The sequence below is a fragment of the Streptomyces sp. NPDC043952 genome (assembly GCF_056435325.1).
Genome location: NZ_JBWKES010000034.1, coordinates 45,689 through 71,986, shown reverse-complemented (window position 1 = coordinate 71,986; position 26,298 = coordinate 45,689). Strand labels below are relative to the sequence as shown.

General features: G+C 71.8%; 23 protein-coding genes and 1 riboswitch. Of the genes, 16 read left to right on the top strand and 7 right to left on the bottom strand.

The features are described from left to right. Window positions 1-252 precede the first annotated feature (252 nt). A complete protein-coding gene (locus AC069R_RS28145) occupies window positions 253-1,107 on the top strand; it encodes an SDR family oxidoreductase (RefSeq protein WP_478769591.1) in 855 nt (284 codons plus the stop codon). A gap of 152 nt (window positions 1,108-1,259) precedes the next feature. Further along, window positions 1,260-2,246 (top strand): EamA family transporter RarD, encoded by a 987-nt coding sequence (gene rarD / locus AC069R_RS28140; protein ID WP_478769590.1) that lies wholly within the window; start codon window positions 1,260-1,262, stop codon window positions 2,244-2,246. Between the two features lie 27 nt (window positions 2,247-2,273). Here the strand turns inward: rarD and AC069R_RS28135 are convergent, their stop codons facing one another. The 4 genes from AC069R_RS28135 to AC069R_RS28120 all read right to left on the bottom strand — a co-directional run bounded on the left by AC069R_RS28135 (window position 2,274) and on the right by AC069R_RS28120 (window position 7,136). After that, complete coding sequence (locus AC069R_RS28135) at window positions 2,274-3,731, bottom strand: tetratricopeptide repeat protein (RefSeq protein ID WP_478769589.1); 1,458 nt, start codon at window positions 3,729-3,731, stop codon at window positions 2,274-2,276. 651 nt (window positions 3,732-4,382) lie between these two features. Next, window positions 4,383-5,285: a hypothetical protein gene (locus tag AC069R_RS28130; protein WP_478769588.1), complete on the bottom strand. Its 903-nt coding sequence runs from the start codon at window positions 5,283-5,285 to the stop codon at window positions 4,383-4,385. Window positions 5,286-5,377: 92 nt separating this feature from the next. Continuing rightward, window positions 5,378-6,079, bottom strand: a complete 702-nt coding sequence (locus tag AC069R_RS28125) for a hypothetical protein (protein WP_478769587.1) — start codon at window positions 6,077-6,079, stop codon at window positions 5,378-5,380. A 19-nt stretch (window positions 6,080-6,098) separates the two neighbouring features. Continuing rightward, window positions 6,099-7,136 carry a peptidoglycan DD-metalloendopeptidase family protein gene (locus AC069R_RS28120; RefSeq protein WP_478769586.1) on the bottom strand — a complete coding sequence of 346 codons (1,038 nt, stop codon included), beginning with the start codon at window positions 7,134-7,136 and terminating at the stop codon, window positions 6,099-6,101. A gap of 315 nt (window positions 7,137-7,451) precedes the next feature. On the opposite strand from AC069R_RS28120, the gene AC069R_RS28115 reads away from it, so the two are divergent. The 13 genes from AC069R_RS28115 (at window position 7,452) to AC069R_RS28055 (ending at window position 21,276) form a co-directional block, all read left to right on the top strand. Beyond that, complete coding sequence (locus tag AC069R_RS28115; RefSeq protein ID WP_478769585.1) at window positions 7,452-7,877, top strand: DUF6668 family protein; 426 nt, start codon at window positions 7,452-7,454, stop codon at window positions 7,875-7,877. After that, window positions 7,874-8,158 carry a hypothetical protein gene (locus AC069R_RS28110; RefSeq protein ID WP_478769584.1) on the top strand — a complete coding sequence of 95 codons (285 nt, stop codon included), beginning with the start codon at window positions 7,874-7,876 and terminating at the stop codon, window positions 8,156-8,158. The genes AC069R_RS28115 and AC069R_RS28110 overlap by 4 nt, the downstream gene beginning before the upstream one ends. Before the next feature lie 202 nt (window positions 8,159-8,360). After that, window positions 8,361-8,657 carry a hypothetical protein gene (locus AC069R_RS28105; protein WP_478769583.1) on the top strand — a complete coding sequence of 99 codons (297 nt, stop codon included), beginning with the start codon at window positions 8,361-8,363 and terminating at the stop codon, window positions 8,655-8,657. A 33-nt stretch (window positions 8,658-8,690) separates the two neighbouring features. Then, window positions 8,691-9,452 (top strand): DUF8175 domain-containg protein, encoded by a 762-nt coding sequence (locus AC069R_RS28100; protein ID WP_478769582.1) that lies wholly within the window; start codon window positions 8,691-8,693, stop codon window positions 9,450-9,452. A gap of 1 nt (window position 9,453) precedes the next feature. Further along, window positions 9,454-10,656 carry a hypothetical protein gene (locus AC069R_RS28095; RefSeq protein WP_478769581.1) on the top strand — a complete coding sequence of 401 codons (1,203 nt, stop codon included), beginning with the start codon at window positions 9,454-9,456 and terminating at the stop codon, window positions 10,654-10,656. Between the two features lie 103 nt (window positions 10,657-10,759). After that, entirely contained in the window at window positions 10,760-12,253 is a 1,494-nt protein-coding gene (locus tag AC069R_RS28090) for an SCO6880 family protein (RefSeq protein WP_478769580.1), read from the top strand. After that, window positions 12,250-13,746, top strand: coding sequence for an ATP/GTP-binding protein (locus tag AC069R_RS28085; protein WP_478769579.1), 1,497 nt, complete (start codon window positions 12,250-12,252; stop codon window positions 13,744-13,746). The genes AC069R_RS28090 and AC069R_RS28085 overlap by 4 nt, the downstream gene beginning before the upstream one ends. Beyond that, window positions 13,743-15,503, top strand: a complete 1,761-nt coding sequence (locus AC069R_RS28080) for a type IV secretory system conjugative DNA transfer family protein (protein ID WP_478769578.1) — start codon at window positions 13,743-13,745, stop codon at window positions 15,501-15,503. Before AC069R_RS28085 ends, AC069R_RS28080 begins: the two co-directional genes overlap by 4 nt. Further along, entirely contained in the window at window positions 15,500-15,886 is a 387-nt protein-coding gene (locus AC069R_RS28075) for a DUF4913 domain-containing protein (RefSeq protein WP_478769577.1), read from the top strand. Before AC069R_RS28080 ends, AC069R_RS28075 begins: the two co-directional genes overlap by 4 nt. 190 nt (window positions 15,887-16,076) lie before the next feature. Continuing rightward, window positions 16,077-17,159 carry an amidase family protein gene (locus tag AC069R_RS28070; protein ID WP_478769592.1) on the top strand — a complete coding sequence of 361 codons (1,083 nt, stop codon included), beginning with the start codon at window positions 16,077-16,079 and terminating at the stop codon, window positions 17,157-17,159. Window positions 17,160-17,217: 58 nt separating this feature from the next. Continuing rightward, a complete protein-coding gene (locus AC069R_RS28065) occupies window positions 17,218-18,348 on the top strand; it encodes a hypothetical protein (RefSeq protein WP_478769576.1) in 1,131 nt (376 codons plus the stop codon). A gap of 10 nt (window positions 18,349-18,358) precedes the next feature. Then, entirely contained in the window at window positions 18,359-19,894 is a 1,536-nt protein-coding gene (locus AC069R_RS28060; protein WP_478769575.1) for a glycosyltransferase family 4 protein, read from the top strand. A gap of 29 nt (window positions 19,895-19,923) precedes the next feature. Continuing rightward, window positions 19,924-21,276, top strand: coding sequence for a hypothetical protein (locus AC069R_RS28055; protein ID WP_478769574.1), 1,353 nt, complete (start codon window positions 19,924-19,926; stop codon window positions 21,274-21,276). A 78-nt stretch (window positions 21,277-21,354) separates the two neighbouring features. Here AC069R_RS28055 and AC069R_RS28050 read toward each other — a convergent pair whose 3' ends face one another. Together AC069R_RS28050 and AC069R_RS28045 are read right to left on the bottom strand one after the other, a co-directional pair. Then, window positions 21,355-22,578 (bottom strand): LolA family protein, encoded by a 1,224-nt coding sequence (locus AC069R_RS28050; protein ID WP_478769573.1) that lies wholly within the window; start codon window positions 22,576-22,578, stop codon window positions 21,355-21,357. Window positions 22,579-23,084: 506 nt separating this feature from the next. Beyond that, window positions 23,085-24,095 (bottom strand): polyprenyl synthetase family protein, encoded by a 1,011-nt coding sequence (locus AC069R_RS28045; RefSeq protein ID WP_478769572.1) that lies wholly within the window; start codon window positions 24,093-24,095, stop codon window positions 23,085-23,087. 541 nt (window positions 24,096-24,636) lie between these two features. Next, a riboswitch (cyclic di-AMP (ydaO/yuaA leader) is annotated at window positions 24,637-24,855 on the top strand. 3 nt (window positions 24,856-24,858) lie between these two features. Here AC069R_RS28045 and AC069R_RS28040 point away from each other — a divergent pair. Continuing rightward, window positions 24,859-25,344, top strand: coding sequence for a transglycosylase SLT domain-containing protein (locus AC069R_RS28040; protein WP_478769571.1), 486 nt, complete (start codon window positions 24,859-24,861; stop codon window positions 25,342-25,344). A gap of 45 nt (window positions 25,345-25,389) precedes the next feature. Here AC069R_RS28040 and AC069R_RS28035 read toward each other — a convergent pair whose 3' ends face one another. Continuing rightward, window positions 25,390-26,202 (bottom strand): HAD family hydrolase, encoded by an 813-nt coding sequence (locus AC069R_RS28035; RefSeq protein WP_478769570.1) that lies wholly within the window; start codon window positions 26,200-26,202, stop codon window positions 25,390-25,392. Window positions 26,203-26,298 lie beyond the last annotated feature (96 nt).

The window sequence follows — 26,298 nt, the reverse complement described above, 5'->3', positions numbered from 1 at the left end:
ACACCGCCCTCGAACAGAAAGGCAAAGGCGACCTCGCCGCACTCCTCGCAGGCAGCGACACCTGGACCGTCACCGGCTGACACCGACACCGGCCGCACCACCGCGCCAGCACTTCCACCGCTCCACCGCTCCACGAGGCCCGGAACGACCGCTTCCGGGCCTCTTCGCATGTCCGGACGAGGAAGCACTTTCTTTTAGTTAGCGCTAGCCGTATGGTTAGTGCCCTAACCCCTCGCAAGGAGTGCAGAGACCATGAGCATCGTCGTCACCGGAGCCACCGGACACCTCGGCCGGCACGTCGTGGAGCAGTTGCTGGAGAAGGTTCCGGCGGAGCAGATCACCGCCGTCGTACGCGACGCGAAGAAGGCCGCTGACTTCGCGGCGCGCGGCGTCCGGCTGGCCGTCGCCGACTACAACGCCCCCGAGACCTTCGACGGCCTGTTCGCCGCGGGCGACAAGGTCCTGCTGATCTCGGGCAACGAGTTCGACAACGACCGGGTGCGGCAGCACACCGTGGTGATCGAGGCGGCGAAGGCGGCGGGCGTGGCGCTGCTCGCGTACACCAGCGCGCCGGGCAGCCTGAAGGCCACGCTGGCGGACGACCACCGGGCCACCGAGAAGGTACTGCTCGCCTCCGGTCTGCCGTACACGCTGCTGCGCAACGGCTGGTACCACGAGAACTACACCGAGCGGCTCGCCCCGGTGCTGGAGCACGGCGCGGTGGTGACCGCGGCCGGCGAGGGCCGGGTCTCCTCGGCCGCCCGCGCCGACTACGCGGCCGCCGCGGTCGCGGTGCTGACCGGCGAGGGCCATGAGAACCGGACGTACGAGCTGGGCGGCGACGTGGCCTGGAGCTTCGCCGAGTTCGCGGCCGAGCTGAGCCGCGCGGCCGGCCGGGAGATCGTCTACAACGCGGTCACCGAAGAGGCGATGCGGAACATCCTCACCGGCGCCGGTCTGCCCGAGCCGCTGGCCGCCGTCTTCGCCGGGGTGGACACCTCGATCTCGCGGGGTGAGCTGGTCGTCGACTCCGGCGACCTCTCCCGGCTGACCGGCCGTCCGACGACCCCGCTGACCCAGGCCGTCGAGGCCGCGTTCAAGAACTGACCTCCGCCTGACCGGCGCCTGACCGGCGCCTGCCGCCGCGCGCCCCCGGCTGTCATGACCGTATGGCGATACGGGCATGACAGGCGGGGGTGCGCGGCGTTACCTTCGTGCCCGCGCGCACGTCGGCGCATGGAGGAGCAGAGGGAGGGCCCGTGACCGGGACGACCAGGGGTGAGCACCGCATAGGTCTGCTGAACGGTTTCGCCGCCTACGGCATGTGGGGCCTGGTGCCCCTGTTCTGGCCGCTGATGAAGCCTGCCGGGGCGATGGAGATCCTCGCCCACCGGATGGTGTGGTCACTGGTCTTCGTCGCCGCGGCCCTGCTGTTCGTACGGCGCTGGGCCTGGGCCGGGGAACTCCTGCGCCAGCCGCGCCGGCTGGCGCTGGTGGCCGTGGCCGCCGCGGTGATCACCATCAACTGGGGCGTGTACATCTGGGCGGTCAACGCCGGCCATGTGGTGGAGGCGTCCCTCGGGTACTTCATCAACCCGCTGGTCACCATCGCCATGGGCGTGCTGCTGCTGAAGGAGCGGCTGCGGCCCGTGCAGTGGGTGGCGGTGGCGACGGGTTTCGCCGCGGTCGTCGTGCTGACCATCGGCTACGGCCGCCCGCCGTGGATCTCGCTCTGCCTCGCGTTCAGCTTCGCCACCTACGGGCTGGTGAAGAAGAAGGTGGGGCTCGGCGGCGTCGAGTCGCTGGCCGCGGAGACCGCGATCCAGTTCCTGCCCGCGCTCGGCTTTCTGCTCTGGCTCGGCGCGCGGGGGCACTCCACCTTCACGACCGAGGGCGTGGGCCACGGGGTGCTGCTCGCCTCCACCGGCGCCGTCACCGCGCTGCCGCTGGTCTGCTTCGGCGCGGCGGCGATCCGCGTGCCGCTGTCCACCCTGGGCCTGCTCCAGTACCTGGCCCCGGTCTTCCAGTTCCTGCTCGGCATCCTGTACTTCCACGAGGCCATGCCGCCCGAGCGCTGGGCCGGTTTCGCGCTGGTCTGGGTGGCCCTGTTGCTGCTCACGGGCAGCGCCCTGCACTCGGGGCGCCGGTCGCGGAAGGCCGTGGCGACCCTGGAGGCGAGGGTCGCGGAGGCTCGGGCCGGCACGCCCCGTACGGGGACTCCGGGCGGGGCCGCGGTCGACGCCTGATCGTTTCCTCAGCCGGGCGCGGAACGGTTACGCCGCTCCGTGCCCGGCCGCGCGGGAGGCCCGGTCGGTGAGGCGGAGCATGCGGGTGCGGGCGGATTCCAGGGGGCGGGGGTCCTCGGCGGCGGGGCCCGGTTCGGCGGCGAGGTCGGCCCAGAGGTCTATCAGGTCGCGGCCCAGCCGCAGGCCCTCCTCCGGGTCCCGTACCGCGCGCCAGGCGGTCGAGGCACTCTGCACATTGCCGTAGGCAGCGTCGGTGTCCCGCGCGGTGCGGCGCAGCCGGGCGAGGTCCAGGGAGAGCCGGCAGGCGCGGACCGGTTCGCCCGCGAGGTAGGCGATGTAGGCGGCCAGTTCGCGCAGGTGCAGCACCTCGGCGTGGTCGGCGCCGAGGACGGCGGTCGCCGTCTCGACGGTGCGCTCGACGAGCCCCGCCGCGTCCTCGATCCGGCCCGCCCGCACGGCCTCGTTGATCCGCGTCACCGGCTCGGTGAGCAGCTCGGCCCCCTCCACCGTCTCGGTCACCGGCCCCTCCCCGAGCACCTCTTCGGCCACCGCGTCGAAGCCGCGGGGCGGCGTGGGGGTGGCGGTGGTCGCCGCGACGGACTCGACGGGCCAACCGGCGGTCACGGCAGCCTCCGGCGCGGGCGCGGCAACTTCCGGCGCGGGCGCGGCAACTTCCGGCGCGGGCGCGGCAGCCTCCGGCGCGGGCGCGGGGGTGAGCGGCTGGGGCGCGTCCGAGGGGGGTGCGGCGGGAGCGTGCGCCGGGGGCGCGGCGGCGTTTACGACGGGCGCGGGCGCGTCGCCGGCGAGGGCCGCGGAAACTTCGTCAGCAGAGGCGGGCGCAGCGAAAGCGGAAGCGGGAGCCTTTTCAGCGGGCGTGGGCGCAGGCGCGGGGGCGTCCACGCCCGGCGCGGCGACGAGCGCAGGCGCGTCCCCGACGGGCGCGGGAGCCTTCTCAGCGGGCGCGGGCGCGAGGGCGTACGCCGGAGGCGCGGGCGCATCCACGACCGGCGCGGAAGCCTCTGCCCCCCGCACGTCCCCGGCCGCTCCCGGCACCGCCGCCTCCACGACGGACGCCGCTGCCTCCGCAACCGGCACCACCGCACCCGCCCCAGGCGCCCCCGCCTCCCCCATGACCGGTGCCGGGCCGAACTCGCCCCGTGGGGTGCGGAGGAATTCCGGGGCCTCCGGCTGGGCCACCCGTACCGCCTTGCCCGTGACCCGGCTGGAGCCGTCCGCCGACACCTCCAGCGGGACGACGCAGCCGGCGCGGTCGTCCTGGATGGTGGCCCGGACGGGGGTGCCGAGGCTGATGGCGAGGCGCTGGAGGTGGTTGAGGACGGCCTGCTGGATCTCCTCGCCCGGTGCCGGCACGACCGCCGCTCCGCCCACGGACGCGCCGCCCGCGCCGTACACCCGGACCGGCACCGCCGCCGGGTGCGCCACGGGTCCCGGCACCCGCTTCTTCTCGAAGCTCAGTCGAGCCATCGGTCCTTCCCTCACTCCCCCGCGCCGCGCACCGGCCGCACGCGTCCTGCGAACCAGTGTGTCCGTTCCATGCCCGCCTCCGCGTCACCACGAGGTCACAGCCTCGTCCCAACGGCCCGGCGCGGACATCACCTGCGCGGAAGCCGGCCCGGCGCCGAGCTCGGGTCGCCCACCGCGGCCGCCGTTCGCAAAGACGCGGCCCGCGCTACCGAGAGGGCGTGCGACTGGGCGGGGGAAGCCGTTGTACGCAACCGCGCCACCGCGACCTGTGAGCGGAGCATGCCGAGCCGGTCCGGACGAGTGCGCCGCTGCTCCGGCGAGAGCGACTCCGCGTTCGTTCCCACGGCCGCGCGCACCACTGCGGGACGCGTGGGGATCGGCGCCGCGCCTCGCGTGGACATCCGCCGCGGATCGAGTCCCGCCGTGCGCAGCGTGGCCGCCCTGGCGCGCGGGGTGGTAGGCGCCGTCTCCTCTCCGCGCGCGTTTCTCCGGTCCTTGCCCGCGCTGCTTCCCGGCAGGGTGCGCCAACTCATCGCCCCGGTGCTCTCGTTGAAGGTTGTCTCGACCCGTGGCCGGGGAGGGCGGCTGCGCAGGCGGGCAGCCGCCGGCCGACGGTCTGCGGGCTCGCCGTCGGGCACCGTGCCCAAGCGGTCACCGGCCCTGGGCATGGGAGTTCTCCGCCGGCGTCTGCGCAGCGGACCGCGCCTCGGCCCGTTCGGCGAGCCGGTGCATCCTGGCTCGGGCCGCCTCAAGCTGCGCGGGATCGGCGGCCACACCACCCGCTGCGGCCAAGTCCTCCCAGAGAACGAGCAGTTCCCGGCCGAGTGTCAGGCCCAGCGAAGGATCACGCACAGCACGCCACGCGGCCGCGGCACTCTGCACATTGGTGAACGCCCGCTCGTCACTGTTGCCCCGACGAACCCGTGCGACCTCCATGGAAAGGGTGAAAGAACGCCTCGCGTCACCCGCCAGGAAGGCTATGTACGCGGCGAGTTCACGCAGTTGCAGCACCTCCGCATGCTCCGCGCCCAGCGCCTGCGACGCCGATGTGATGCTCTGCTCCGCCATCGCCGCGGCCGATTCGATCCGGCCCATGCCGACCGCCTCGTTGATCCGCCGGACGGGCTCCGCGAGCAGGGAAGGCACCGTGGCCCCGGCCGGCGCGGCCGCCCGCGGGGGCGTGGAGGCCCCGCTGTGCGAGGGCGGGACGGCAGAGGTGGACCGCGGTGGCGGGGCGGGTGCTGCCGCGGCTTCCGCCGCCCGCTCCAAGGCGGCCTTCTCCTCGGATACCGGACCCGGCACGGCCCGCGTCATGGGCTCGGCCAGCCGTACCGGTTCGCCCGCGAACACGCTCGAACCGTCCTCCGCGACCCGGATCGGCGCAGTGAATCCGATCCGCTCGTCGTGGACCGTGGCCGCGACCGGGTGGCCGGTGGCGAGCACCAGCTGGTGCAAATAGTTCAGCACCGCGTCCTGAGTACTCTCGCCGTGGCGGGGCATGACCGGCAGGCCACCCACCGTGGCGCTTCCGTCGGCCGAGACGCGTACCTCCATGGGCCGCAGTCCGGACACGGACGGCTGCTTCTGTTCGTGCGGTTCCCCCTGCCGCCTGCGGCCGCTGCGACTGAATCTGGCCATCGGTTACCTCACTGAGCGGAAGTGTCGGCGGACGAGCCGGACGCGGACGACGTGCCGGCGCTCGGGGGTGTCGCGGCCTCGACCACCGTCACGTCATCCACGCGCCACGGCGATCCGGCCGTGGAACGTACAAGCTTGACATAGGCGTTGAGCCGCGGACCGGCACCGGTCCAGCCGTCCCGGCCATGCGCGGTGCCCTTGACGACAAGGGACCGATAGGCGAGCTTCCCGCTGTCCTCGGGAGCGTCGTCCTCCAGTTCGCTGCTCACGGTCACCGTGGTCCAGGCACGGTGCTCGGCCCAGGTGTTCCACTCCTGTCCGGGGCCGCTCGCGGGCCGGTAGTGACGCTCGGCGTTCGCCTTGCGCCCGGTGAACCAGCGGGACGCACGCAGCACCGCGTCATGCGGACTCGTGTCGTACTTCGTGTCGTAGCTGTACGCCGTCTCGGCCCACGCCGTGGCCACGGCACCGGCATCGGTGCCGTCCACAGTGCCGGGGTGCCCGACGTGCGCATCGGATCCCAGCGGCTTCCCGGACGGTACGGGGGCCTTGGGGACGAAGGAGGGACCCGCGGAGGTGCCGTCGTTCTTCGCGTCCCCCACGCGGTGGTCGGGCAGTCCGCACCCCGACAGTACGGTGAGGCCGGTGACCACCGTGAGCAGGCCGGCCGCGGTCCGACGCCCGGCTCGCGCGAAGCGTGTCCTCGTCATGTCCCCGTCTCCTGTCCCATCACTTCAGCCCCAGCCAGGGCGCGGGGTTCACATATTGTCCGTTCACCATGACCTCGAAGTGGGCGTGCGGGCCGGTCGAGTAGCCGGTGGACCCCACGGCTCCCACCTGCTGTCCGACCTTGACCTGCTGTCCGACGGAGACGTCGATGGCCGACATGTGGTTGTACGTCGTGGAGATCTGCTTGCCGTCGATGGTGCCGTGCGAGATCACCACCCGGTTGCCGTAGCCGTTGGACCAGCCCGCGAACGTGACCTTGCCGTCGCGGGCCGCGCGGAACGGTGTACCGGCCGGGACGCCGAAGTCGATACCGGTGTGCAGCTTCCAGACGTGCAGGATCGGGTGCAACCGCATCCCGAACGGCGAGGTGACCGGGGGGTTGCCGCTCAGCGGCATGGCCATCTTCTGGCCGGGGGGCACCTCTCCCGGCGTGTCGTCTACCGATTCGTACTTGGGTATCAGCGACTTGATGCGGACGACGTAGTTCTGCGTCTCGGTGTACGGCGGCATGCCGTGGTACTGCTGGATGGCTCCCGGTCCCGCGTTGTACGCCGCCAGCGCCAGGTCGAGTGTCTCGCCCGATGCCTCGCCCCGTGACTTGTACCCCTCGACATCCTTGGCGAGAGCGCAGTCGTAGCGCCCTTGCGCCATGATGGCGTCGGCCGGGTCGTAGGGAGAGGCGGTGCCGTTGCCGTCCTCGTCCCTGCCCCAGGTCGTCCAGGTGCCGGGCATGAACTGGGACAGCCCCTCGGCACCCACCGGTGACACCGCGTCAGGGTTCCAGCCGGACTCGGCCTCTATCTGGGCCGCGATGACGGCCGGCTTGATGACGTCGCACTGAGCACCGGACTTGAGGACCCACGGAACGTATTCGGGCTTCACCGCACCGCTCTTGAGGCCTCCGCCCGTACCCGAACTACCGTCGTCCTCCGCCTTCGTCTCACCGCTGACAGCGACCATCATGATCACCGGCAGCATGACCGCGGCGAGCGCACCGCCGACCACCCAGGCCGCGGCCCCTCCCCCGTTGTTCGACATCCGCTCCCCTCAGCGCCAAGTGATGTCGTGTTCAGACCAGTTGAGTCTCACCGGCGGCAGGCCGCGCCTGAGTCACCAGCTGGTCACAAACGTGTCCCAGAGTTTCACCCAGAGCCATCCCATAGGCTTCCATCAGCGAAAATCTGACGGGAGAACCGCCAATCATGTGTCGGGGGAGACGAGTTGACGGTGCATGAGAGCCCACCGGGCGGTCCGGAGATCTGGGTCCGCGGACCTGTCGCCACCGCACCCGCACAGCCCTCACGAGCAGCACAGGAGGGTCAACGACTCGCCGAGCGAAGGGCGTTGGCCTGGATGGCGGCACACGGCGGAGCGGGCGCCTCCACACTGTCCACGGTCTTCGGCGGAGTCGACGCGGGCCGGTCCTGGCCCCGCCCCGATCAGGGCGAGCCGGCCGCGATCGTGCTGGTCGGCCGCACACACGCCGCCGGACTGCAAGCCGTGTCGCACACCCTCGACCTGTTCCGGCGCGGTGAGCAGCCCTCCGGGCTGGAGTTGCTCGCCGTCGCCCTGGTCGCGGACGCGCCGGGACGGCTGCCCCGGCCGTTGCAGCAGCGGGTCAAGGTGATCGGTTCAGTGGTGCGGGTGCACCGCGTGCCCTGGGTGCCGGAATGGCGCACCGGAGACCTCACCGTCCCCCCGCCGCGGGAGACCGCCGAGCTCGCGGCCCTGGCCGCCACTCCACCCGCGCAGCACGCACGCCCGAGGAGCTTCGGATGAACACTGGGCTGATGACGGTCGGTTACTTCCTGGCCTACACGCCGCCGTCCGGTACCACCACTCCTTTGGACACCGTCCTCGGATACCTGGCCTGGCTGGTCACCGCGGCAGGCGTGGCGGGAGTGATGATCGTGGGAATCCGCATGGCCGTCGCCCTGAAAACCGGCGACGCGGAGGAGCACTTGAAGGAGTACCTCACCGTGCTGGGCGCGTGCGTCATCGCGGCCTGCGCGGGGCCCATCGTGCAATTCGTGGGTTTGGACTTCTGGTACGTCCCGTAGCCCGAGCGACCGGGACGGCCCTCCGTACCGCGGCGGCCCCCTCGCCCTCTGTCACGGACACGTCACCAAATGGCGAGGGATCACTACGCCTGTTGCCCGTGACGCACGTCGCTCGCCACGCTCACTGAGCCCGCAGCGGCACAACCGACTTACACACACGCAAGCTATCGGCCTCCCGGCCGACCCGATCGGGGGAGAACTCATGATCCAGGCACTCGCCGCAAAGGCCCACGCATACCTCGTACTCGCGGACGGCACGGTTCCCGACCCCACCAGAGACGCTCCGAGCCAGCTCACCAGCAAGGTGAACACGGTTCTCGGCCTGCTCGCCTGGGTCGGCACCGCGGCGGGCGTCGCGGGCGTGCTGATAACCGGGGCGATGATGGCGATCTCGATGCGCCGTGGTGAGGGTTCGGAGCACATGGGCCGACTCGGCATGGTTCTGGGCGGCTGTGTCCTGGTGGCCACGGCTGGGCCTGTCGTCAAGTTCGTCTTCTGATCCGGCCCCCACTCGACGGAAGGGAAACGAAGCATGTTGAACTCCGGCCGGTCCCGCGGGGGCAGCGGAGAGTGGGAGCAGCCGTTCTGGCAGCAGCGGGGCTGGATCCTGTCGGCCGGGTTCCTGCTGGTGCTGGTCATCCTCGGCGTCTTCGCCCTGCTGACCCGCGGCGGCGACGGAACGCCGGACGCCGCCGCCTCGCCGACTCCCTCGACAGCGCCCAGCCAAAGCGGCGGAGGCGACCAGGAGAAGCGTCCCGCCGGCTGCCGCACCGACGACAGCGACCAGGAGAAGCCGACGACCCCGCCCGGGGACTTCACCTGGAAGGCCGACGGCACGGGCCTGGTTCCCGTCTCGAAGACCGCGGGCCCGCTCAAGTACGACGGCCCGGTCTGGTACTGCTACGCGCACACGCCGATGGGAGCGGTGATGGCGGCACAGGCCATCACCGATCACCTCAGCTACTCGGACTGGCGCACGGTCGTGGACCGGCAGGTCGTACCGGGCGCGGGCCAGAAGGCCCTGATAGCCAGTCGCTCCCAGGCCGAGAACAAGCCCTCGTCGGGGCAGGCCGACGACGGCGGCTACGCCGGGTTCGCGGTCCTTTCGTACAACAAGCAACAGGCGACGGTGATGATCCTCGTGCGCGGCGGAAGCGACGCGTACGCATCCACGTCGGTCACCGTGCGCTGGCAGGACGGCGACTGGAAGCTCGCGCCCGACCCGGACGGCACCATCTACTCCGGCATGTCGCAAGTGACCGGCACCAACGGCTTCGTCACCTGGGGGAAGTGACATGTCCTGTACCTGGAAGGTGTACGACTGCGTCGGCTCGGGCGTCCAGTGGGGTCTGTCCAAAGGCGGTGAGCAGCTCGCCAACGGCGGCGTCGAAGCCTTCGCCAAGGCGATCGGCGACGCGACGTCGGAGACGCTGAAGGCGCTCAACGGTGTCTGGATGAACATCACCATCGCGGACCCCGCCCAGCCCACGACGGACATCCACGGCGTGACCAGCTGGCTGGTCGGCTATGTGGCCGTGGGCAGCCTGCTCGTGGCCGCGTTCAAGATGGCGCTCGAGCGCAAAGGCCAGTCCATGAAACAGGCCTTCACGGGAATGTGGAAGGTCCTGCTGGTCGGCGGACTCGCGGTACCCGTGGTGCAGGCGCTCACCGCCGCCTCCGACTCGTACGCGCACGACATCTACGCGAAGTCCGATCTCGGCGACACGGCGGACAAGATGCTCGGGGTGATGACCCTGAGCTCTCCGGGCCTGGTCCTCATCTTCGGTCTCCTGGTCATGCTGTCGTCCTTCGTGCAGATCTGTCTCATGTACATCCGCATCGGCGTATTGATCATGCTGGTGGGCACGCTGCCGCTCGCCGCCGTCTCCTCCATGACCGGCTGGGGCGAGGGCTGGTGGAAGCGGCACACCGGCTGGCTGACGGCCTGGATCCTGTACAAACCGGCGGCCGCGCTGATCATCTATTCGGCCACCGCCATGACACAGAAAACGAAGGACCTGAACCAGACCATCGCCGGCATGGGCATGCTCATCCTCTCCGTCTTCGCCCTACCCGCCCTGCTGAAGCTGATCGTTCCGGCCACCGCCGCGCTGGGCGGCACCTCGGGCGGCACAGTCGCGCTCAACGTCGCCAACAACCTGGCCAGTGGCGCGGTGAGCATCGCTTCCGGCGGCATGGGCGGCGGAGGCGGCGGCACGGGTGGCGCGGGCGGATCCGGCGGGACGGGACCGAAGGGGTCGCCGTCCGAAGGCGGGGCCGCCCCGGCCGCCGCCCCCGCGCCGACCGCGGGCGCGGGCGGCGCGGGCGGGTCCGGTGCCGGCGGGGCCGCGGGTGGAGCCGCTGCCGGTGCCGCCACCGGCGGTGCGGCCGTGGCCGTACAGGCCGCCGCGGTCGTCGCCCAGACCACCATCGCCGCGGCCGGCGAGGTGGCCCATTCCCTGGACGACAACGACGGGATGAAGGGCCACAACCAGTAGCCCGCCCGGGGCTCGTCCGCCGGCGGCCGGGCCGTACCCCCGGCCGCCGGCTCCGCCCACTGCTGAAGCCGGAAGACCCGAAGACCGGAAGAAGGAAATCCCCATGTCCACCGACGCCCTGACGCGTCCCACCTACGGGAACTGGCGGCGGCCCCGCCGCCCCGGCCTCGGCCCCCTGGGACTGCTCGGAACCGTCATCGCTTTCGGCGGTCTCCTCGTCGCGCTGCTGGCTTCGCTGGTCTCCCTCGCGGCAGCGATCGTGGTGCTCTTCCCCACGGCCCTCCTCCTCGCCCCGCTGGCACTCCGCACGGCGGACGGCCGCAACGTCTACCAGCTCATCGCGCTGCGCATCGGTTGGATGAAGCGGAAGGCCAACGGCTCCACCACCTATGTCTCCGGTCCCCTCTCACGGCGTCCCGGCGGCCGGTTCCAGCCCCCGGGGCTCCTCGCCCGCACCAAGATGTACGAGGGCCGGGACGCCTACGACCGTCCGTTCGGCGTGATCCACCACCCGGGCCGCAACCTGTACACCCTGGTCCTCGCCTGCGAACCCGACGGTGGCTCGCTGGTCGACCCGCAGCAGGTCGACATCTGGGTGGCGTCGTGGGGCGACTGGCTGTCCCGGCTCGCCCACGAGCCCGGTCTGCGAGGCGCCCAGGTCGTCGTCGAGACCGCCCCGGACACCGGCACCCGGCTCGCCGCCGAGGTCCTGCCCCGTATCTCCCCGGATGCTCCCGCCGCGGCCCGCGCCGTGATGGAAGAGGTCGTCGAGCGCTACCCGACCGCCTCCTCGGAGATGCACACGTACATCGCGCTCACCTACGGTCCGGCGAGCGGCCCCAAACGAGACGTCGACGACGTGATCACCGATCTGTCCATGCGGCTCCCCGGACTGCTCTCCGGCCTGGTGGCCGCGGGCGGCGGAGCCGCATACCCGCTCTCGGCCGAGCGCCTCGCCGAGGTCGTGCGCGTGGCCTACGACCCGGCCGTCGCGCCGGACGTGCTCAGCGTCCGCGCCGAACACACCACCACCGGGGTGGAGTGGGAGGACTCCGGTCCGGCCGCCGCGGTCGAGACGGTCACCGCGTACAAGCACGACTCGGGTGTCTCCCGCACCTGGATGCTGACCCTTGCCCCGCGTGGCACCGTCCGCTCCAACGTGCTGCGCGGACTGCTCGAGCCGGCGCCGGGCACCCGCCGCAAGCGCGTCTCGCTGGTCTACCGGCCGATCGATCCGGCGACCTCCGCCCGCATCGTGGAGGCCGACCGCCGTACCGCCCACTTCATGGCGTCATCGCGCGGCGGCCTGGTGCAGGCCCGCGCCAGCAATGAGATCCGGGCGGCCGAGCAGACCGCCGCCGAGGAGGCGTCCGGCGCCGGTCTCGTCGAGTTCTCGCTGATGGTGACGGTCACCGTCGACGACGAGAAGGAACTCCCGGACGCGACCATCACCGTACGCAACCTCCAGGCGTCCTCGCGCATCCTGATGCGCCCGGCGGACCGCATGCAGGCGTCCGCGTTCAGCTGCACCCTGCCCGTCGGCATCCTGCCCTGGGAGCACACCCTCGTTCCGTATCAGATCCGGGAGGCCCTGTGAGCAGCCGGCAGCGTCCGCAGCGCCCTCCGGTGGCCCCGCCACGGGGCTGGTACGGACCGGGCGGCGGCCAGGTCGGGCATCTCGACCCGCCGACGATGTGGCGTGCGACCACCGTGCAGGCGTGCGGTCTGTGGCCGTTCGCGGCCGGCTCGGGAGCCCCGATGACGGGGGTACCACTGGGCCAGCATCTGCACACCGGCGCCACCGTGTGCGGCGACCCCATTTCGTGGTTCACCCGGGCCCGGTACATCTCCAACCCGTCGCTGTTCATGCTCGGCATGCCCGGCCTGGGCAAGTCCACGCTGGTCAACAGGATCCTGATCGGCCTGGCCGCGACCGGTGTGACGCCGCTCGTGCTCGGTGACCTGAAGCCCGACTACGCCGACACCGTGCGCGCGCTCGGCGGCCAGGTGATCTCCATCGGGCGCGGCGTCGGCGGCATCAATGTGCTCGACCCCGGCGCGATGGGCCAGGCAGCCGCCCGGATCGGCGGTGAGGCCGGGCGGGTCCTCGCCGCAGAGGCACACGGCCGCGTGCTCAACATGGTCGCCGCGCTGATCACGATCGTGCGCGGCCGCCCCATGGACGACCACGAGCAGTCGGTGCTGTCCGCCTGCCTGCACCACCTGACCGAGCGGAGCCGGCCGGGCCGTGCCCCGCTGCTGCCGGACCTGCTGCGCGTGCTGGACGAGGGGCCCGACCGGGTGCGGGCGGTGACTCTGGACCGCGGGGACGTCGGCCGCTACCGGGAGGCCGTCGACCCGCTGCACCGTTCCCTTCTCGGCATCCTGGACGGCCCCCTGGGCGACACCTTCGCCTCCGAGACCTCGACCAGGATCGACCCGGCCTCGCCCGCGGTGTGCGTGGACATCTCCCGGATCGGCGAGGCCGACACCCAGTTGACCGCGGCGGCGATGCTGGCCGCCTGGTCCGACGGACTCGGTACGGTGGCCGCCGCGCACGCGCTCGCGGACGCCGGACTCGCCCCGCAGCGCTGGTTCTTCACCGTCCTGGACGAGCTGTGGCGACCGCTGCGCGCGGCCTCCGGCATCGTCGAGCGGATCGACGCCCTCACCCGGCTCAACCGCTCCCTCGGCCTCGGCGACGCCAAGATCACGCACACGCTCAAGGATGCCGAGGCGCTGGGCACCGAGGCCGACCGGGCCAAGGCGCGCGGTTTCGTGGAGCGGGCCGGCATGGTCGTGTGCGCGGGACTGCCGCGCACCGAGATGCGGGAACTGGGCGAGATCGTCGGCATGTCGGAGCGGGAAATCGATCTGGTCTCCTCATGGTCGTCACCGCCCGGCTGGGCCAGCACCGGAGGCAACGAGGAACCACCCGGCCGGGGCCGGTTCCTGATCAAGGTGGGTGGCCGTCCCGGCATCCCGATCAAGGTGTCCATCACCGATACCGAGCGCGCCCTGCACAACACCAACACCCGCTGGACCGGCAACGGCCTGAACCTGTCGAAGCAGACGGAGGTGCCGAGATGAGCACGCCACGCCCCGCGCGCAAGGGGCACACCTCCGGCGACGATCTGCTGCCCTGGATCATCCCGTGCGTGGCCGTACTCGTCGGCGGCCTCTTCGCCGGCGCCTGGCTCGGCGGAACGCTGGGTTCCGCCGTCTCCGGCGCGGGCTGGGACCCTCCGCCGTTCTCCTGGAAGACACTGGAGACCCTGTTCCGGAGGGGCCCGCAAGCCCTGTGGCCGAACGCGTCGAGCGGTGCGGTGACGGCCGGCATCGCCACCGTCTTCGGCCTGTTCATCGCCCTCGTGGTCCTGCTGATCGTCCTCGGCCGGCGTCGCGGCTCCCGCCCCTCCGGTCTCGCCGGCCGCAGGGAACTGGCCGCCATGCTGCCCAAGGGGGCGGCCGAGCGAGCCCGCGCGCTGCGACCGTCGCTGTCCAAGGCGCCCAAGCTGCACCCGGACGAGACCGGCAACCTGCTGGGCAACCTGGAGCCGAACGGCCCGGAGCTGCGCTCCAGTTACGAGGACGTGGAGCTGGACCTGATGGCCCCGCGCGCCGGCAAGTCCACCGGCATCGCCGTCCCGCGCGTCCTGCGTGCCCAGGGCAGTGTGCTGCTGACCTCCAACAAGGCGGACGTCTACAGTGTCACCCGCGCCGAACGCGAAAAGGCGGGCCGCGTCTGGGTGTTCGACCCGCAGGGCATCGCACACGCCCCCCGCGTGATGTGGTGGGACATGCTCGCCGACGCCGCCACCATCGAGGGCGCCCGGCGCCTCGCCGGCCACTTCGTGGGCGCGGTCAACGACGACGCCTCGAAGCGGGACTTCTGGATCTCGGCGGCGCAGAACACGCTCACCGCCCTCTTCCACGCCGCCAGCCGTGGCGAGCGCGGGATCGGCGAGGTGCTGGCGTGGCTCGCCGACCCGGCCGATCGCACCCCCGTCGACCTGCTGCGCGACGCGGCCATGCCCGCTCTCGCCGACCAGTTGCAGGGCACCGTCCAGGGCGCCGTAGAGACTCGGGACGGCATATACGAGACGGCCCGCCAGTGTGTGGCCTGCCTCCTCGATCCGGCCATCGCCGCCTGGGTCACGCCCGACCCGCGGACACCGCAGTTCCGGCCGGAACAGCACGCGCTGTCCAAGGACACCCTGTATCTGCTCTCCAAGGACGGCGGCGGCTCGGCCGCGGGCGTCATCGCGGCGGCCGCGGACTCCGTGCTGCGCGCGGGGGTGGTCGCCGCCGAGCGGCTCGGTGGCCGCCTCGACCCGCCCATGACAGCGGTCCTGGACGAGGCCGCCAACGTCTGCCGTATCTCCGACCTGCCCGATCTCTACTCCCACCTGGGCTCACGCGGCATCAACATCGTGACTCTGCTTCAGAGTTACCGGCAGGGCGTACGCGTCTGGGGCGAGGCCGGAATGGATGCCCTGTGGGGTGCGGCCACCATCAAGCTGCTGGGCGCCGGCCTCGACGACGCCGACTTCGTGGAGAAGGTCTCCCGGCTGGTCGGCGAACACGATGTCTCGACGGTCAGCTACTCCAAGAGCAGGGACGGCCGCTCCCGCTCCACCTCCTACCGCCTGGAGCGCATCCTGCCCGCCGACCGCATCCGCGCCCTGCCCAAGGGCACCGCTCTCCTCCTGGCCACCGGCATCAAACCGGCCCTCATCAGGCTGCGCCCCTGGTACGCCGAACCGGGAGCCGACCGGATCCAGGCCGCGGCCCAGGCCGAGGTGAAGGCCATCACCGCCCGCGCCGCAGAGAAAGCCGTCAGATGAGCACCGCACAGGAACAGCCCGCGACGCCCGACTTCATCCTGTACCTCGACGGCGCCGCGTACGCCGAGGAACTGCGCAACCTGGCCCTGTGGGTCTCCGACCTGCTCCTCCCCGTCTACGGGCGTGAGGTCACCTCCCAGCAGCCGTGGTGTGCCCGCTGGTGGGAACATCTGGAGGCCGTGGCCCGGCTCCACGCCCTGTGGCTCGCCTGGCAGGAGTACACCGACCCGGCCGCGGGCGCCACGGGCCCCGCCCTCTGGCACCGCGACCACCTGGGACCCACACTCGCCGAACTCCGGTCCCCCACAGGCCCGTTCGCGGGGTGCAAGGAGAGCAGCCACCGGGCGAAGGCGGTGCCGCCGGTGGAAGCGTACGACGGCTGAGCCGGCCCGCCCGGCCCCGAAGTCCCGGACAGCGGGGAGCGGAGGGAGGAGACGCATGACCGCACGCAGCTACCGCACGCGGCCGGAGGACGCCTGTGCTCCCGGCCTCCCGGCGTCCGGGACCGGCCTCGCCGGCACCGCGCAAGAGATCGCGGCGGCCGTTCGCTCCGGCACGACGACCGCCGTCGGCATGGCCGGGGCGGCCCTGGCGCGGATCGAGCGCGCCGACCCGGTGCTGTGCGCCTTCGCGGAGGTGTGGGCGGAGGCGGCGCTGCGCGGCGCGCGGGAGGTGGACGAGCGGATCGCGGCGGGGGAACGGCCGCCGCTGGCCGGGGTGCCGATCGGGGTGAAGGGACGGCACGGGCTGCGCGGGGCTGCGCCGCTGATCGCCGCCGGGTGCGTCCCGGTGGGGGCCACCGCCGTGCCGGGGCCTGGAACCCCCTGGCAGACATGGGGACTTGGACGGTACGGCCGTACGGTCAACCCCTGGCGGTACGACCGTACGCCCGGCGGTTCCTCGGCGGGTTCCGCCGTCGCCGTGGCCGCCGGGCTGGTGCCGCTGGCGACCGGCACCGACGGGGCGGGGTCGGTGCGGATCCCGGCGGCGTGGTGCGGAGTGGCCGGGCTGAAGGTGACCAACGGCCTGCTCCCCTCCACCGACCGCACGGGGCTCGCGGCATCCGGCGTCCTGGCCCGGTGTGCGTCGGACGTGGCGGCGTACTGGCGGGTGATGACGGGACGCGCCCTTGAGCCGGGGACGGACCGCCCGCCCACCGCCGTCTGGTCGCCCGACCTCGGCTTCGCCGACCCGGACCCCGAGCCCGTCGCGCTCGCCCACGCCGCCGCCCTGCGGCTCGCCGAGGTGGGAGCCGTACGACTCCTGCCGGCAGGGCCGCCGGTCCGTCTCGCGGATCCGGGCCCCGCGTGGCTCGCCCTCCGCGGCGGCGGCGATGCCGGCGAGGCGGAGGGCGTCCGTGGGGTGAACAACCGGCGGCTCGCCGCACTCTTCGCCCGGACCGATGTGCTGCTCACCCCCACGACACCCCACCCCGCACACGGTCACGACGGCCCTGGAGCCCGCTATTCGACCGCGCTGACCTGGGCGTTCAATCTCAGCGGGCACCCGGCGCTCAGTCTGCCCGCGGGAATCGGTTCCGACCAGGTCCCCGTAGGACTGCAACTCGTCACCGCACACGGCCGGGAAGAAACGCTGCTGTCCGTCGCCTGCCGGGCCGGCAGCTCACTTGATGGACTCACGTGCCGGCAGAAGTAAGCATGTGACACGGCAGGAAATGATCACGACACTGCCGGTACAGCCCCAGGAGAGGAATATGACAATCCATCAGTCACAGGCGAGCGTCATCTACGAGCAGTTGTACTCGGCTGCGGCTCGCATGTTGTGGTCGCAGGAGAACCCGGACTGGCGCTGGGAAGATCAGGATTCGAGGTACGGCTGGCCAGCGGAGCGGTGCGCCGCGTGGCAGGAGCTGGAGAACTGTCTGCTGGCAGGGGAGACGGCTGAGCCACACGGCCGAGAACTCTCCGATCCCGCACGTCACCTGATCACCCGTCGCACACCGGACGGCCAGGACCGGCCTCTCGGCTTCCAGGAGGCCCGCCAGGACTGGATGGCCCGGCTGAACGACGACCCCGGCTATCTGGATGGCGATCGACTCCGGCCCGGTGCCTGCATCATGACCACCGCCAGCCGACACCTGGAGACCGCATTCGCGCTCAAGGAACTGGCTTTCCGGCTGGCGCCCGGACGTCCTGCGGTGACCATCGGCCCCGAGGCCGCACGGCTGAGCGCGCTCATCCACGAAGCCGCCGCCGCCTTGCGTGCTCCGCTGGGAGCGGCCACGGCCAGCCCGCACACTCCGGGGACCGAACCGTGGATCGCTTCCGACTCCCGGCCGGTGAGTGATGTGCCGGATCTGCCCGGCCGATTGGAGAAGCTGCGGGCAGCGGCATGGCGGGCGGCCGAAGCGGTTCCGACTCCCGAGGAGCTGAAGGCAAGCGACGACTTCACCGTGACGCTGGAGGCCTGCGTCGCCGCCGCCGACGTTCTCGCCCTCCTCCAGGACCGTCCGGCACCTGCCTGGCGCGAGCATCTCGACGGGATCGACCCGGCACACCATATGGCCTGGCGGGGAACCAAGGGTGACAGGCGCCGACTGCCGAAGAGCTTCGATCAGGAAGCCGACGCGTGGGCTCAGGCATTCTCCAAGGGGCCCGCACCGTGGGCGGTCACCGAGCGCAGGGACCCGCCCAAGCGTCACCTGGGCACGATGGAGGTGGTCCTGTCGGCGACCCGGGCAGTCGTCTTCGCCGAGGTGCTCGACGAGTTGGCGGCCCGCCTCCGCCCTGGGATGCACACGGGCCTCATCCGCTACAGCGCCTATGACCTGAGCTACTTCATCAGCCAGTTCCAGCTTGAGCTCGGCGCTCACGTGGGACTGTGAGGGACGACACGTGCCAGAAGAACGACGCCAGAGAGTCCTTGTGCTGTGCGATGACAGCGGCATGGGGAAGGGCGGTGTGCCCGTCTTCAACGAACAGATCAGCATGGCCCTCGCCGCCCGCGGACACGATGTCACCCTCCTGACGGTCACACCGGTGCAGGACGGCCACGAAGGGGTCAGACTCCGCACCGTGGGTGTCCCCGACGGAGAGGTCGAAGGGCGCGATTGGCTGGAGCGGCAGTGCGCCGAAATGCATCCGACGCGGTTCGACCTGCCTGACCCGAAGGAACAGCCCTTCGATCTGATCATCGGCCATTCACGTTTTTCGGGGCCGGCCGCGGCCGCCATCCGCGACAACTGGTACACGAACGCGCGGATGGTCCACTTCTTGCACACCAGCCCTGAACGGCTGCCTCACTTCAAATATCCTGACAATTCAGCGAAGGCGATGGAGAAGGCGGACCGGGACTCCACCATCGAGCGTGTGGTGATGGCCCGTGCCGATGTCGTGGTGGGCGTGGGACCGCTGCTGACGGAAGAGGCCAAGAGGCTGGCCGCGACGAACCAGCGGGTCCCGAGTACGCATGAACTCTTACCCGGTACGAAGATCGAGCCCCTCGTCCAACGCGCACAGCGGCAGGAGGGTCCCCTCCGTCTTCTGGGCCTGGGACGAGCAGACGATGACCTCAAGGGGTTCCAGGACGCGGCCAGAGCCGTCCGGGCGCTGAACAGTCGCGGTATCGATGTGCACTTCACGGTTCGCGGCGTTCCGGATTCCGAGGTCGCAGCTCGGCAGGAGATCCTCAGCGATCTCAGCGGCGATAACGCGACCGTATTGCCCTTCTCCACCGAGCCCGACGCGCTCAGGAACGACATCCGGCAGGCCGATGCCCTCATCATGCCGTCCAAGCACGAGGGCTTCGGCCTCGTCGCCACGGAGGCACTGGGCCACGGTGTCCCGGTACTCGTCAACGAGGACAGCGGAGCCGCCCGTTTCCTGGGCGATGCGAACCGGGTTCCCCCGGAGATAGGAACTGCCTGCATCGTCCCCGAGCCCGCCGCTCCAGCCGAGCGAGTCAAGGCATGGACCACGGAGATCCGGCGTCTCAAGAATGAACTCCCGCAGCGCACCGAGGACGCGGCCCGGCTGCGAGAGATCCTGAAGTCGTACTCCTGGGAGCACGCGGCGGACTCCCTCGTACAGGCTTCGACCACTTCTCCCGTCCCGGCCACCGGGCCGGGAGCCGCGGAGCGGGCGCGGTCCACGGTGCAGGGCCCCGAAGGCACCGTCCTGGTGCCAAGCTCCTCTCCTGGTTCGTCGTCACCGCAGCAGGCGACGGCCGCCACGAACGCCCAGGCGGCTCGAACCACGCAGTCGACCGTCCCCCAGTCCCCCATCGCCAAGGCGGCGGCTCTCACCTCGCGTGGCCGGGGCACCACCGGTGCCACCGCGCAGGGGACCAAAGGCATCGTGCCGGGTCAGGGGCCCGCCGGCGCCGCCCGTCTGCCACAGCAACCGCCCAAGCCGTCCGGCCCCTCGCGATGACGCCGCACCGCAGGAAGAGGAACACCCACATGCGCACCAAGCACACGGCCCTCGTCGCGGCGGTCCTCGTCGCGGCGTTGCTCACCGGTTGCGGGGGCAGCGGCGGGGCGGGGGGCGGGCAGGGCTCCGGGGGGAGCGTGAGCGGCGCGCCCGCGAAGCTCGCCGTGCCCGCCGCCTATGACGGCGCCAAGGGCTGGGACCAGGAGATCGGCTGGCTCCCGAAAGACACCGCCGCCGATGCCGATCCGGTGGCGACGGACGGCAGGACGGTGGCCTACATCATCCGTTCCGGCGACGGGTACGCGGTCCAGGCGCGGGACGGGGCGACGGGCAGGGTGCGCTGGACGAGCGCGCCGTACCGGACCCCGCCGGTGCACGACCCCGACGCGACCTGGGCCATGCCCACGCCCCGGCTGACCGCGGTCCGGGAGGGCGGCCGTACCTACTTCGCCGCCTGGGCGGTCGGCGACCAGCCCGGTGACGCCCTCGCCAGGAGCAAGGAGATCACCCAGATCGGCGTCTACCCGGCGGACGCCTCGGGCGGTTCGGTCCGGCCGCTGCACCGGGTCACCGTCCCCGACGACGCACTGCGGTCGGGCTGGGTCCAGGTCGCGGACGGCGGGGCCGGGCTGCTGGTCACATGGGAATCGGCCGGCGAGCGCAGTGTGGCCGTCGACCCGGCGACCGGGGCCGTCAAGCGGTACGACGACATGAGCAAGGCGTTTCCCGACTGCCGTGACTGCGTGAACGACACGGTGGTGGGCGTCACCGCGAAGGGCCCCGTCGTGAGCGCGCGGCCGGGCGGGCTGAGCGTGCCCGGCGGCTGGAGCGGCAAGGACATCGCACCCAAGGGCGTCGACGGCGGCGGGACCGGCACGGTGGCCGGGGTGCGCGACGGCATGTTCATCGCCTACTGGCGGCAGGCCGGCGACAGCGACGACTCGGAGGACCGCATCTGGTCCGCACACGACCTGGAGAGCGGTCGGCCGCTGGCCAGCACGGCGTGCGACAGGGACGACGACCCCTCGCCCGGACCCGTGATCGTTTCCCCGGACGGCGGCTACGTGGCCTTCGGTCCGGTCGTCTTCGACGTGCGGACGGGCACCGGGCGGTGCCTGGCCGGTGACGGCTCCCGCCGCGCCGTCGAGATCGTCTCCGTCGCCGACGACGGCACCGCCTACGGCATCACCGACGAGGACACCATCGACGAAACGGCCGAGGTCTCCGGCGAGCCCGCCGTCCGGCTGAAGGTGGCCGGCGGCGCACCGCAGGCCCTGCCCGGCGGCACGATGGCTCCCATCGCGACGCTGACCGGCGGCGCGCTGTTCGTCCAGCGGGTGGACGGGGGTGGCCTGCGCATCTCGGTACGGGCAGCCCGCTGAACGCGCCGATGCCGGCCGCCGGTGGGCGAGGCGGACGGCGTCGGGCGGGCTCGGGTGCCGGCGGCGGCGAAGGGGCGGTTACTTCGCCGCGTCTGCCGCCTTCACCAGCGCGTCCTTGGTGACCGCGCCGGCGTAGACCTTGCCGTCGTCGGTCATCAGGACGTTGACCAGGCGGGTGGAGAACACCATGCCCTTGCCGAACTTTCCGGAGACCTTGTCGCCCAGCGAGCCGAGGAAGCCGCCGAGGTCGCCGCCCTTGGCATCGGTGGGCAGGCCGCCCTTGGCGCCGGTGTCGAAGGTGGCGATGGAGGTCCAGCCCTTGCCGATCACCTTGCCGCCGGACGCGCCGCCCTTCCCTTCGAGACCCTTGGCGCCGTCCACGCCCTCCAGACCCTTGCCGGGACCCGTCTTCCCGGCCCCCTTGCCCGCGCCGTCCGTCCGCTCCGTGACCTTCGCGCCCTTCGGCGGCGTGAAGGCGAACGTGGAGGCGGCGGGCCGGGCGAAGGAGACCTGGGTGAAGCCCGCGTCGAGCACGGCGGCGCCGCCGCTCCTGGGGGTCAGGGTGAACTTCAGCGGCATGCCGGTCTTCGCGTCCACGGCGATGTTGATCGCGCCGACCGTGGTGCCGGACTGGCGGGGCTTGATCTGGAGCTTGTAGGCGTCGCGCCCGGCGACCCGCGCGGTGCCGTCGACGGTCACCGAGGTGGTGTCGTCCACCGCCTTCAGCGCCTGGTCGGCGAAGTCCTTGGGGGTGGCCGGGGGCTCGGTCCGGTCCTTGCCGGCGGCGGGCGCGGTGCCGTGGGTGACCTGGTCGCTCTTGCTGTCGTAGCCCCAGACGTCCTTGCCGTCGTGGATGACGCTGTACTCGGCGCCCTGCTCCACGAGCGAGAGCTTCTGCCGGTCCGGGCCGTCGGCCGCGACGCGCAGAGTGTGGGTGCCGGAGAGCAGTTCGGTCAGCCGGGCGCTCGGGTCGGCGGCGGAGCCGGAACCCTGGGCCAGGCCGGAGGCGAGGCCGCTCTCCAGGCCGCCCAGGTCGGGCAGGCCCAGGTCGGTGCTGATCTTCACGGTGCCGGACAGCTGCTGCACGTCCGACTTGGCGATCTTGTTGATGAGCTGCTGCGCGGTGACCCTGGGCAGGTCCGGGTCGCCGGAGTCGGCGAGCGCCGGGACCAGTCCGATGGTGGCCGCGGCCACGCCGACCACCGCGACCGGGACGGCGTACCGCGCGGCCCTGCGGCGGCCCGAGCGCGTCTCCTCGTCCCGCGCGGCGCTCACTGCGTCGTCGGATTCGTACGGTGCCATGTGTGCCTTACCTCCGTCGTCGGCGGCGGCTGCCCTCACGCTGGTCCACCCGAGCCGCCATTCTCACCCGAATCGGTGAGGAGTGGTGATGTCCGTGGTGTCCATACGACCAAATCCGCGCTGCGGAATCGTCAGCCCTCGGGGCCAACTCGGCGTACGACTGCGGTATGACACGTAGGGGGCACCCCTAGGGGCTCGAACACGGTCCCCCAGGGCAGGATGCGGCAGGCGTCCGGGGTACGGCCACCCGGCGGACGCCGAACGGGTGGTCGGCCGACGGACACCGGACGGGCCGAAGCGGGCAATCCCTCGCCGACCGACGCACACCGGACGAGCCGAAGCCGACGGTCACTCCCCGGCCCACGCACACCGGACAAGCCGAAGCCGACGGTCACTCCCCGGCCCACGCACACCGGACAAGCCGAAGCCGACGGTCACTCGCCGACCGACGCACACCGGACGAGCCGAAGCGGACGGTCACTCGCCGGACGGCTCGGAGCGGACGGTCAGCCCGCCCGGTGCACCACCGCGTCGCACAGCTCCGTCAGCGCCACCTTGGCGTCGCACTCCCGCAGCGGGGCGAGCGCGGCGCGCGCCTCCTCCGCGTACCGCACGGTGTCCCGGCGGGCCTGCTCCAGGGCCGGGTGGGCGCGCAGCGCGGCCAGTGCCTCGGCGTGCCGGGCGTCGTCGCTGAGGTCGGAGTCCAGCAGCTCGCACAGGGCGAGGTCCTCGGGCAGGCCGAGCCGGGCGGCCCGCTCGCGCAGCCGCAGCACGGGCAGGGTCGGGATGCCCTCGCGCAGGTCGGTGCCGGGGGTCTTGCCGGACTCGTGGGAGTCGGAGGCGACGTCCAGGACGTCGTCGGCGAGCTGGAAGGCCACGCCGAGCCGCTCGCCGTACTGGGTGAGCACGTCCACGACCGTCTCGTCGGCGCCGGACATCATCGCGCCGAACCGGCAGGCCACCGCGACCAGCGAGCCGGTCTTGCCGCCGAGCACGTCGAGGTAGTGCTCGACCGGGTCGCGGCCGTCGGCGGGTCCGGCGGTCTCCAGGATCTGGCCGGTGACCAGCCGTTCGAACGCGAGGGCCTGGACCCGGACCGCCTCGGGGCCGAGGTCGGCGAGGATCTGGGAGGCACGGGCGAAGAGGAAGTCGCCGGTGAGGACCGCGACGGAGTTGCCCCAGCGGGTGTTGGCGCTGTCCACGCCCCGGCGCACGGCCGCCTCGTCCATGACGTCGTCGTGGTAGAGCGTGGCCAGGTGGGTCAGCTCCACGACCACGGCGGAGGGCACCACGCCGGGCGCGTAGGGGTCGCCGAACTGCGCCGCGAGCATCACGAGCAGTGGTCGGAAGCGCTTCCCACCGGCCCGTACGAGGTGCTGCGCGGCCCCCGTGATGAAGGGGACCTCGCTCTTGGTGGCCTCTAGCAGGCCCTCCTCGACAGCCGCCAATCCGGCCTGGACATCGGCTTCGAGAGCCTGGTCCCGCACGCTCAGCCCGAACGGCCCGACGACGGTCACGAGGGGTCTCCTGTCTGCTGGTGTCTGCTGGCGATTACGCGGTTTGTCGATAGGTCGCTGCCATCACTCAAGTCAGCGTATCCGGTCCGGTTTCGATCACCGAGAGCGCCCACCCTGCGCCCACCCGTCCAGTCCGGGACGTATCGGGTCATGACTGGCATACCCCCGGTCGAATCATCACAACGGACATTTATCGATTTAACAGGTAATCGGGACCTTCGGGAACTTCTTCGCGATCCCGAGAGGGGCGGAGCACCGACTCCACCCCGCCGGGGGACGAATCCCCCATGCCCGATTTTCCACAGTTTGCCATTTCGTGAATTGGGTCACCCGACCGCGTTCCCGCGGGCGGCCCGCCGACACCTCCGCACGCCTTGTCGCGCAAGCGAGTTGAGCGTTGGCATTCGCAAAGGATCAAGTACCCCATAGGCTGCTGATCAAGGTCAAATGCCTCGATATAACAATTCCGCGCTTGTTCCCGGCATGCGCTCTCGCATACCTTCCCGAGCCATCGGGCGGACGCCGAATCCTGCCGCCGCCCGTACACCCATCGACGAACTCATTCGTACGGCAGGAGCGGGGGACCCAGGTAAGTCGCCGGACCGGACGACTCACATGGCGCAGCGCGTGACACAGCGCGCCGCACCGCGTGTTCGCACCGGGACGGCTTGGGGTCAAGCCACGCCTCTCACCAGGCACGGCCGGGCACCTCCCCGCCCGAACCCGACAGCTCACCTCGCAGGCGTAGGAGAGGAACGTCCCCATGTCTGCTGCCGTTCAGCCGCGCCGCACCCGTGCCAACCGTCTCGTCCGCCTGATCGCCGTCGCCGGCACCGGCGCGGCCGTGCTCGCCATGCCCCTGGTGGGCGCCGCCACGGCGTCCGCCACCACCGGCACGACGTCGGCCGCCACCACGCCCGCCGGGTACCCGAACAACCTCGACGGCTGGATCCGCGAGTCCCTCGCGATCATGGCCCAGAAGGGCATTCCGGGCTCCTACAACGGCATCTACCGCAATGTCATGCGCGAGTCCTCGGGCAACCCGAACGCCATCAACCTGTGGGACTCCAACGCGGCCAAGGGCATACCGTCCAAGGGTCTGCTCCAGGTGATCGACCCGACCTTCAACGCGTACCACGTGGCCGGGACGTCGTTCAACATCTACGACCCGGTCGCCAACATCACCGCCGCCTGCAACTACGCGGCCGCGCGCTACGGCTCGATCGACAACGTCAACGGCGCCTACTGACCGTCGCCGGGCCCCTGAGGGCCGTGGCACCACCGCTGCTCCCGGTCACCCGGCCGGGAACAGCCTTTCGAGGACGACGGCGATGCCGTCGTCCTCGTTCGACGCCGTGACCTCGTCGGCGACCGCCTTCAGCTCGGGGTGGGCGTTCGCCATCGCGACGCCGTGCGCCGCCCAGCGGAACATCGGGATGTCGTTGGGCATGTCGCCGAAGGCCACGGCGCCTTCCGCGGGGACCCCGAGCCGCTCGGCGGCCAGCGCGAGCCCGGTGGCCTTGGTCACCCCGCACGGCTGGAGCTCCACGGTGCCGGGCCCCGACATGGTGACCGTGGCCAGCGAGCCCACGACCGAGCGGGCCACCGCCGCCAACTCGTCGTCGGACAAGGTGGCGTGGCGCAGCAGGACCTTGCTGATCGGCGCCCGCCACAGGTCGTCGCGCCGGGCCACCCGGACCGCGGGCAGGGTCGGGTGGGGCATCCGGTATCCGGGTTCGATCAGGGTGAGCCCGTCGGTGCCGTCCTGGTCGACGGCGGCGAACACCGGGCCCGTCTCGGCCTCGATCTTGCCGAGCGCGGTCTCGGCCAGCTCCCGGTCCAGCCGGACCGACCACAGCATGCGGCCGGACGCGGCGTCGTACAGCTGCGCGCCCTGCCCGCACACCGCGAGCCCGGTGGCGCCGAGGGCGGTCAGCAGGGGGCGCACTCTGGGGGCCGGGCGGCCGGTGACCACCAGGTGCCGGGCCCCGGCCCGCGCCGCCCGCGCGAGCACGGCCAGCGAGCGCTCGGAGACGGTGTCGTCGCCGCGCAGCAGCGTCCCGTCCAGGTCGGTGGCGATCAGTGCGTACGCGGGGGAGGCAACCATGATCAGAGAATACGGACCGATCCCCTCCACCGAGCCCCGCGTCATCCCCCGACTCCCGTGTCATTCCCCGGACTTGCAGCTTTGCCGACTTCAAGT

Bases quoted from the DNA above. Each gene is read 5' to 3' on its own strand.
- AC069R_RS28145 (WP_478769591.1), top strand. From the start codon at position 253: ATGAGCATCGTCGTCACCGGAGCCACCGGACACCTCGGCCGGCACGTC.
- AC069R_RS28135 (WP_478769589.1), bottom strand. From the start codon at position 3,731: ATGGCTCGACTGAGCTTCGAGAAGAAGCGGGTGCCGGGACCCGTGGCG.
- AC069R_RS28130 (WP_478769588.1), bottom strand. From the start codon at position 5,285: ATGGAGGTACGCGTCTCGGCCGACGGAAGCGCCACGGTGGGTGGCCTG.
- AC069R_RS28125 (WP_478769587.1), bottom strand. From the start codon at position 6,079: ATGACGAGGACACGCTTCGCGCGAGCCGGGCGTCGGACCGCGGCCGGC.
- AC069R_RS28120 (WP_478769586.1), bottom strand. From the start codon at position 7,136: ATGTCGAACAACGGGGGAGGGGCCGCGGCCTGGGTGGTCGGCGGTGCG.
- AC069R_RS28115 (WP_478769585.1), top strand. From the start codon at position 7,452: ATGGCGGCACACGGCGGAGCGGGCGCCTCCACACTGTCCACGGTCTTC.
- AC069R_RS28110 (WP_478769584.1), top strand. From the start codon at position 7,874: ATGAACACTGGGCTGATGACGGTCGGTTACTTCCTGGCCTACACGCCG.
- AC069R_RS28105 (WP_478769583.1), top strand. From the start codon at position 8,361: ATGATCCAGGCACTCGCCGCAAAGGCCCACGCATACCTCGTACTCGCG.
- AC069R_RS28100 (WP_478769582.1), top strand. From the start codon at position 8,691: ATGTTGAACTCCGGCCGGTCCCGCGGGGGCAGCGGAGAGTGGGAGCAG.
- AC069R_RS28095 (WP_478769581.1), top strand. From the start codon at position 9,454: ATGTCCTGTACCTGGAAGGTGTACGACTGCGTCGGCTCGGGCGTCCAG.
- AC069R_RS28090 (WP_478769580.1), top strand. From the start codon at position 10,760: ATGTCCACCGACGCCCTGACGCGTCCCACCTACGGGAACTGGCGGCGG.
- AC069R_RS28080 (WP_478769578.1), top strand. From the start codon at position 13,743: ATGAGCACGCCACGCCCCGCGCGCAAGGGGCACACCTCCGGCGACGAT.
- AC069R_RS28075 (WP_478769577.1), top strand. From the start codon at position 15,500: ATGAGCACCGCACAGGAACAGCCCGCGACGCCCGACTTCATCCTGTAC.
- AC069R_RS28070 (WP_478769592.1), top strand. From the start codon at position 16,077: ATGGCCGGGGCGGCCCTGGCGCGGATCGAGCGCGCCGACCCGGTGCTG.
- AC069R_RS28065 (WP_478769576.1), top strand. From the start codon at position 17,218: ATGACAATCCATCAGTCACAGGCGAGCGTCATCTACGAGCAGTTGTAC.
- AC069R_RS28055 (WP_478769574.1), top strand. From the start codon at position 19,924: ATGCGCACCAAGCACACGGCCCTCGTCGCGGCGGTCCTCGTCGCGGCG.
- AC069R_RS28050 (WP_478769573.1), bottom strand. From the start codon at position 22,578: ATGGCACCGTACGAATCCGACGACGCAGTGAGCGCCGCGCGGGACGAG.
- AC069R_RS28040 (WP_478769571.1), top strand. From the start codon at position 24,859: ATGTCTGCTGCCGTTCAGCCGCGCCGCACCCGTGCCAACCGTCTCGTC.
- AC069R_RS28035 (WP_478769570.1), bottom strand. From the start codon at position 26,202: ATGGTTGCCTCCCCCGCGTACGCACTGATCGCCACCGACCTGGACGGG.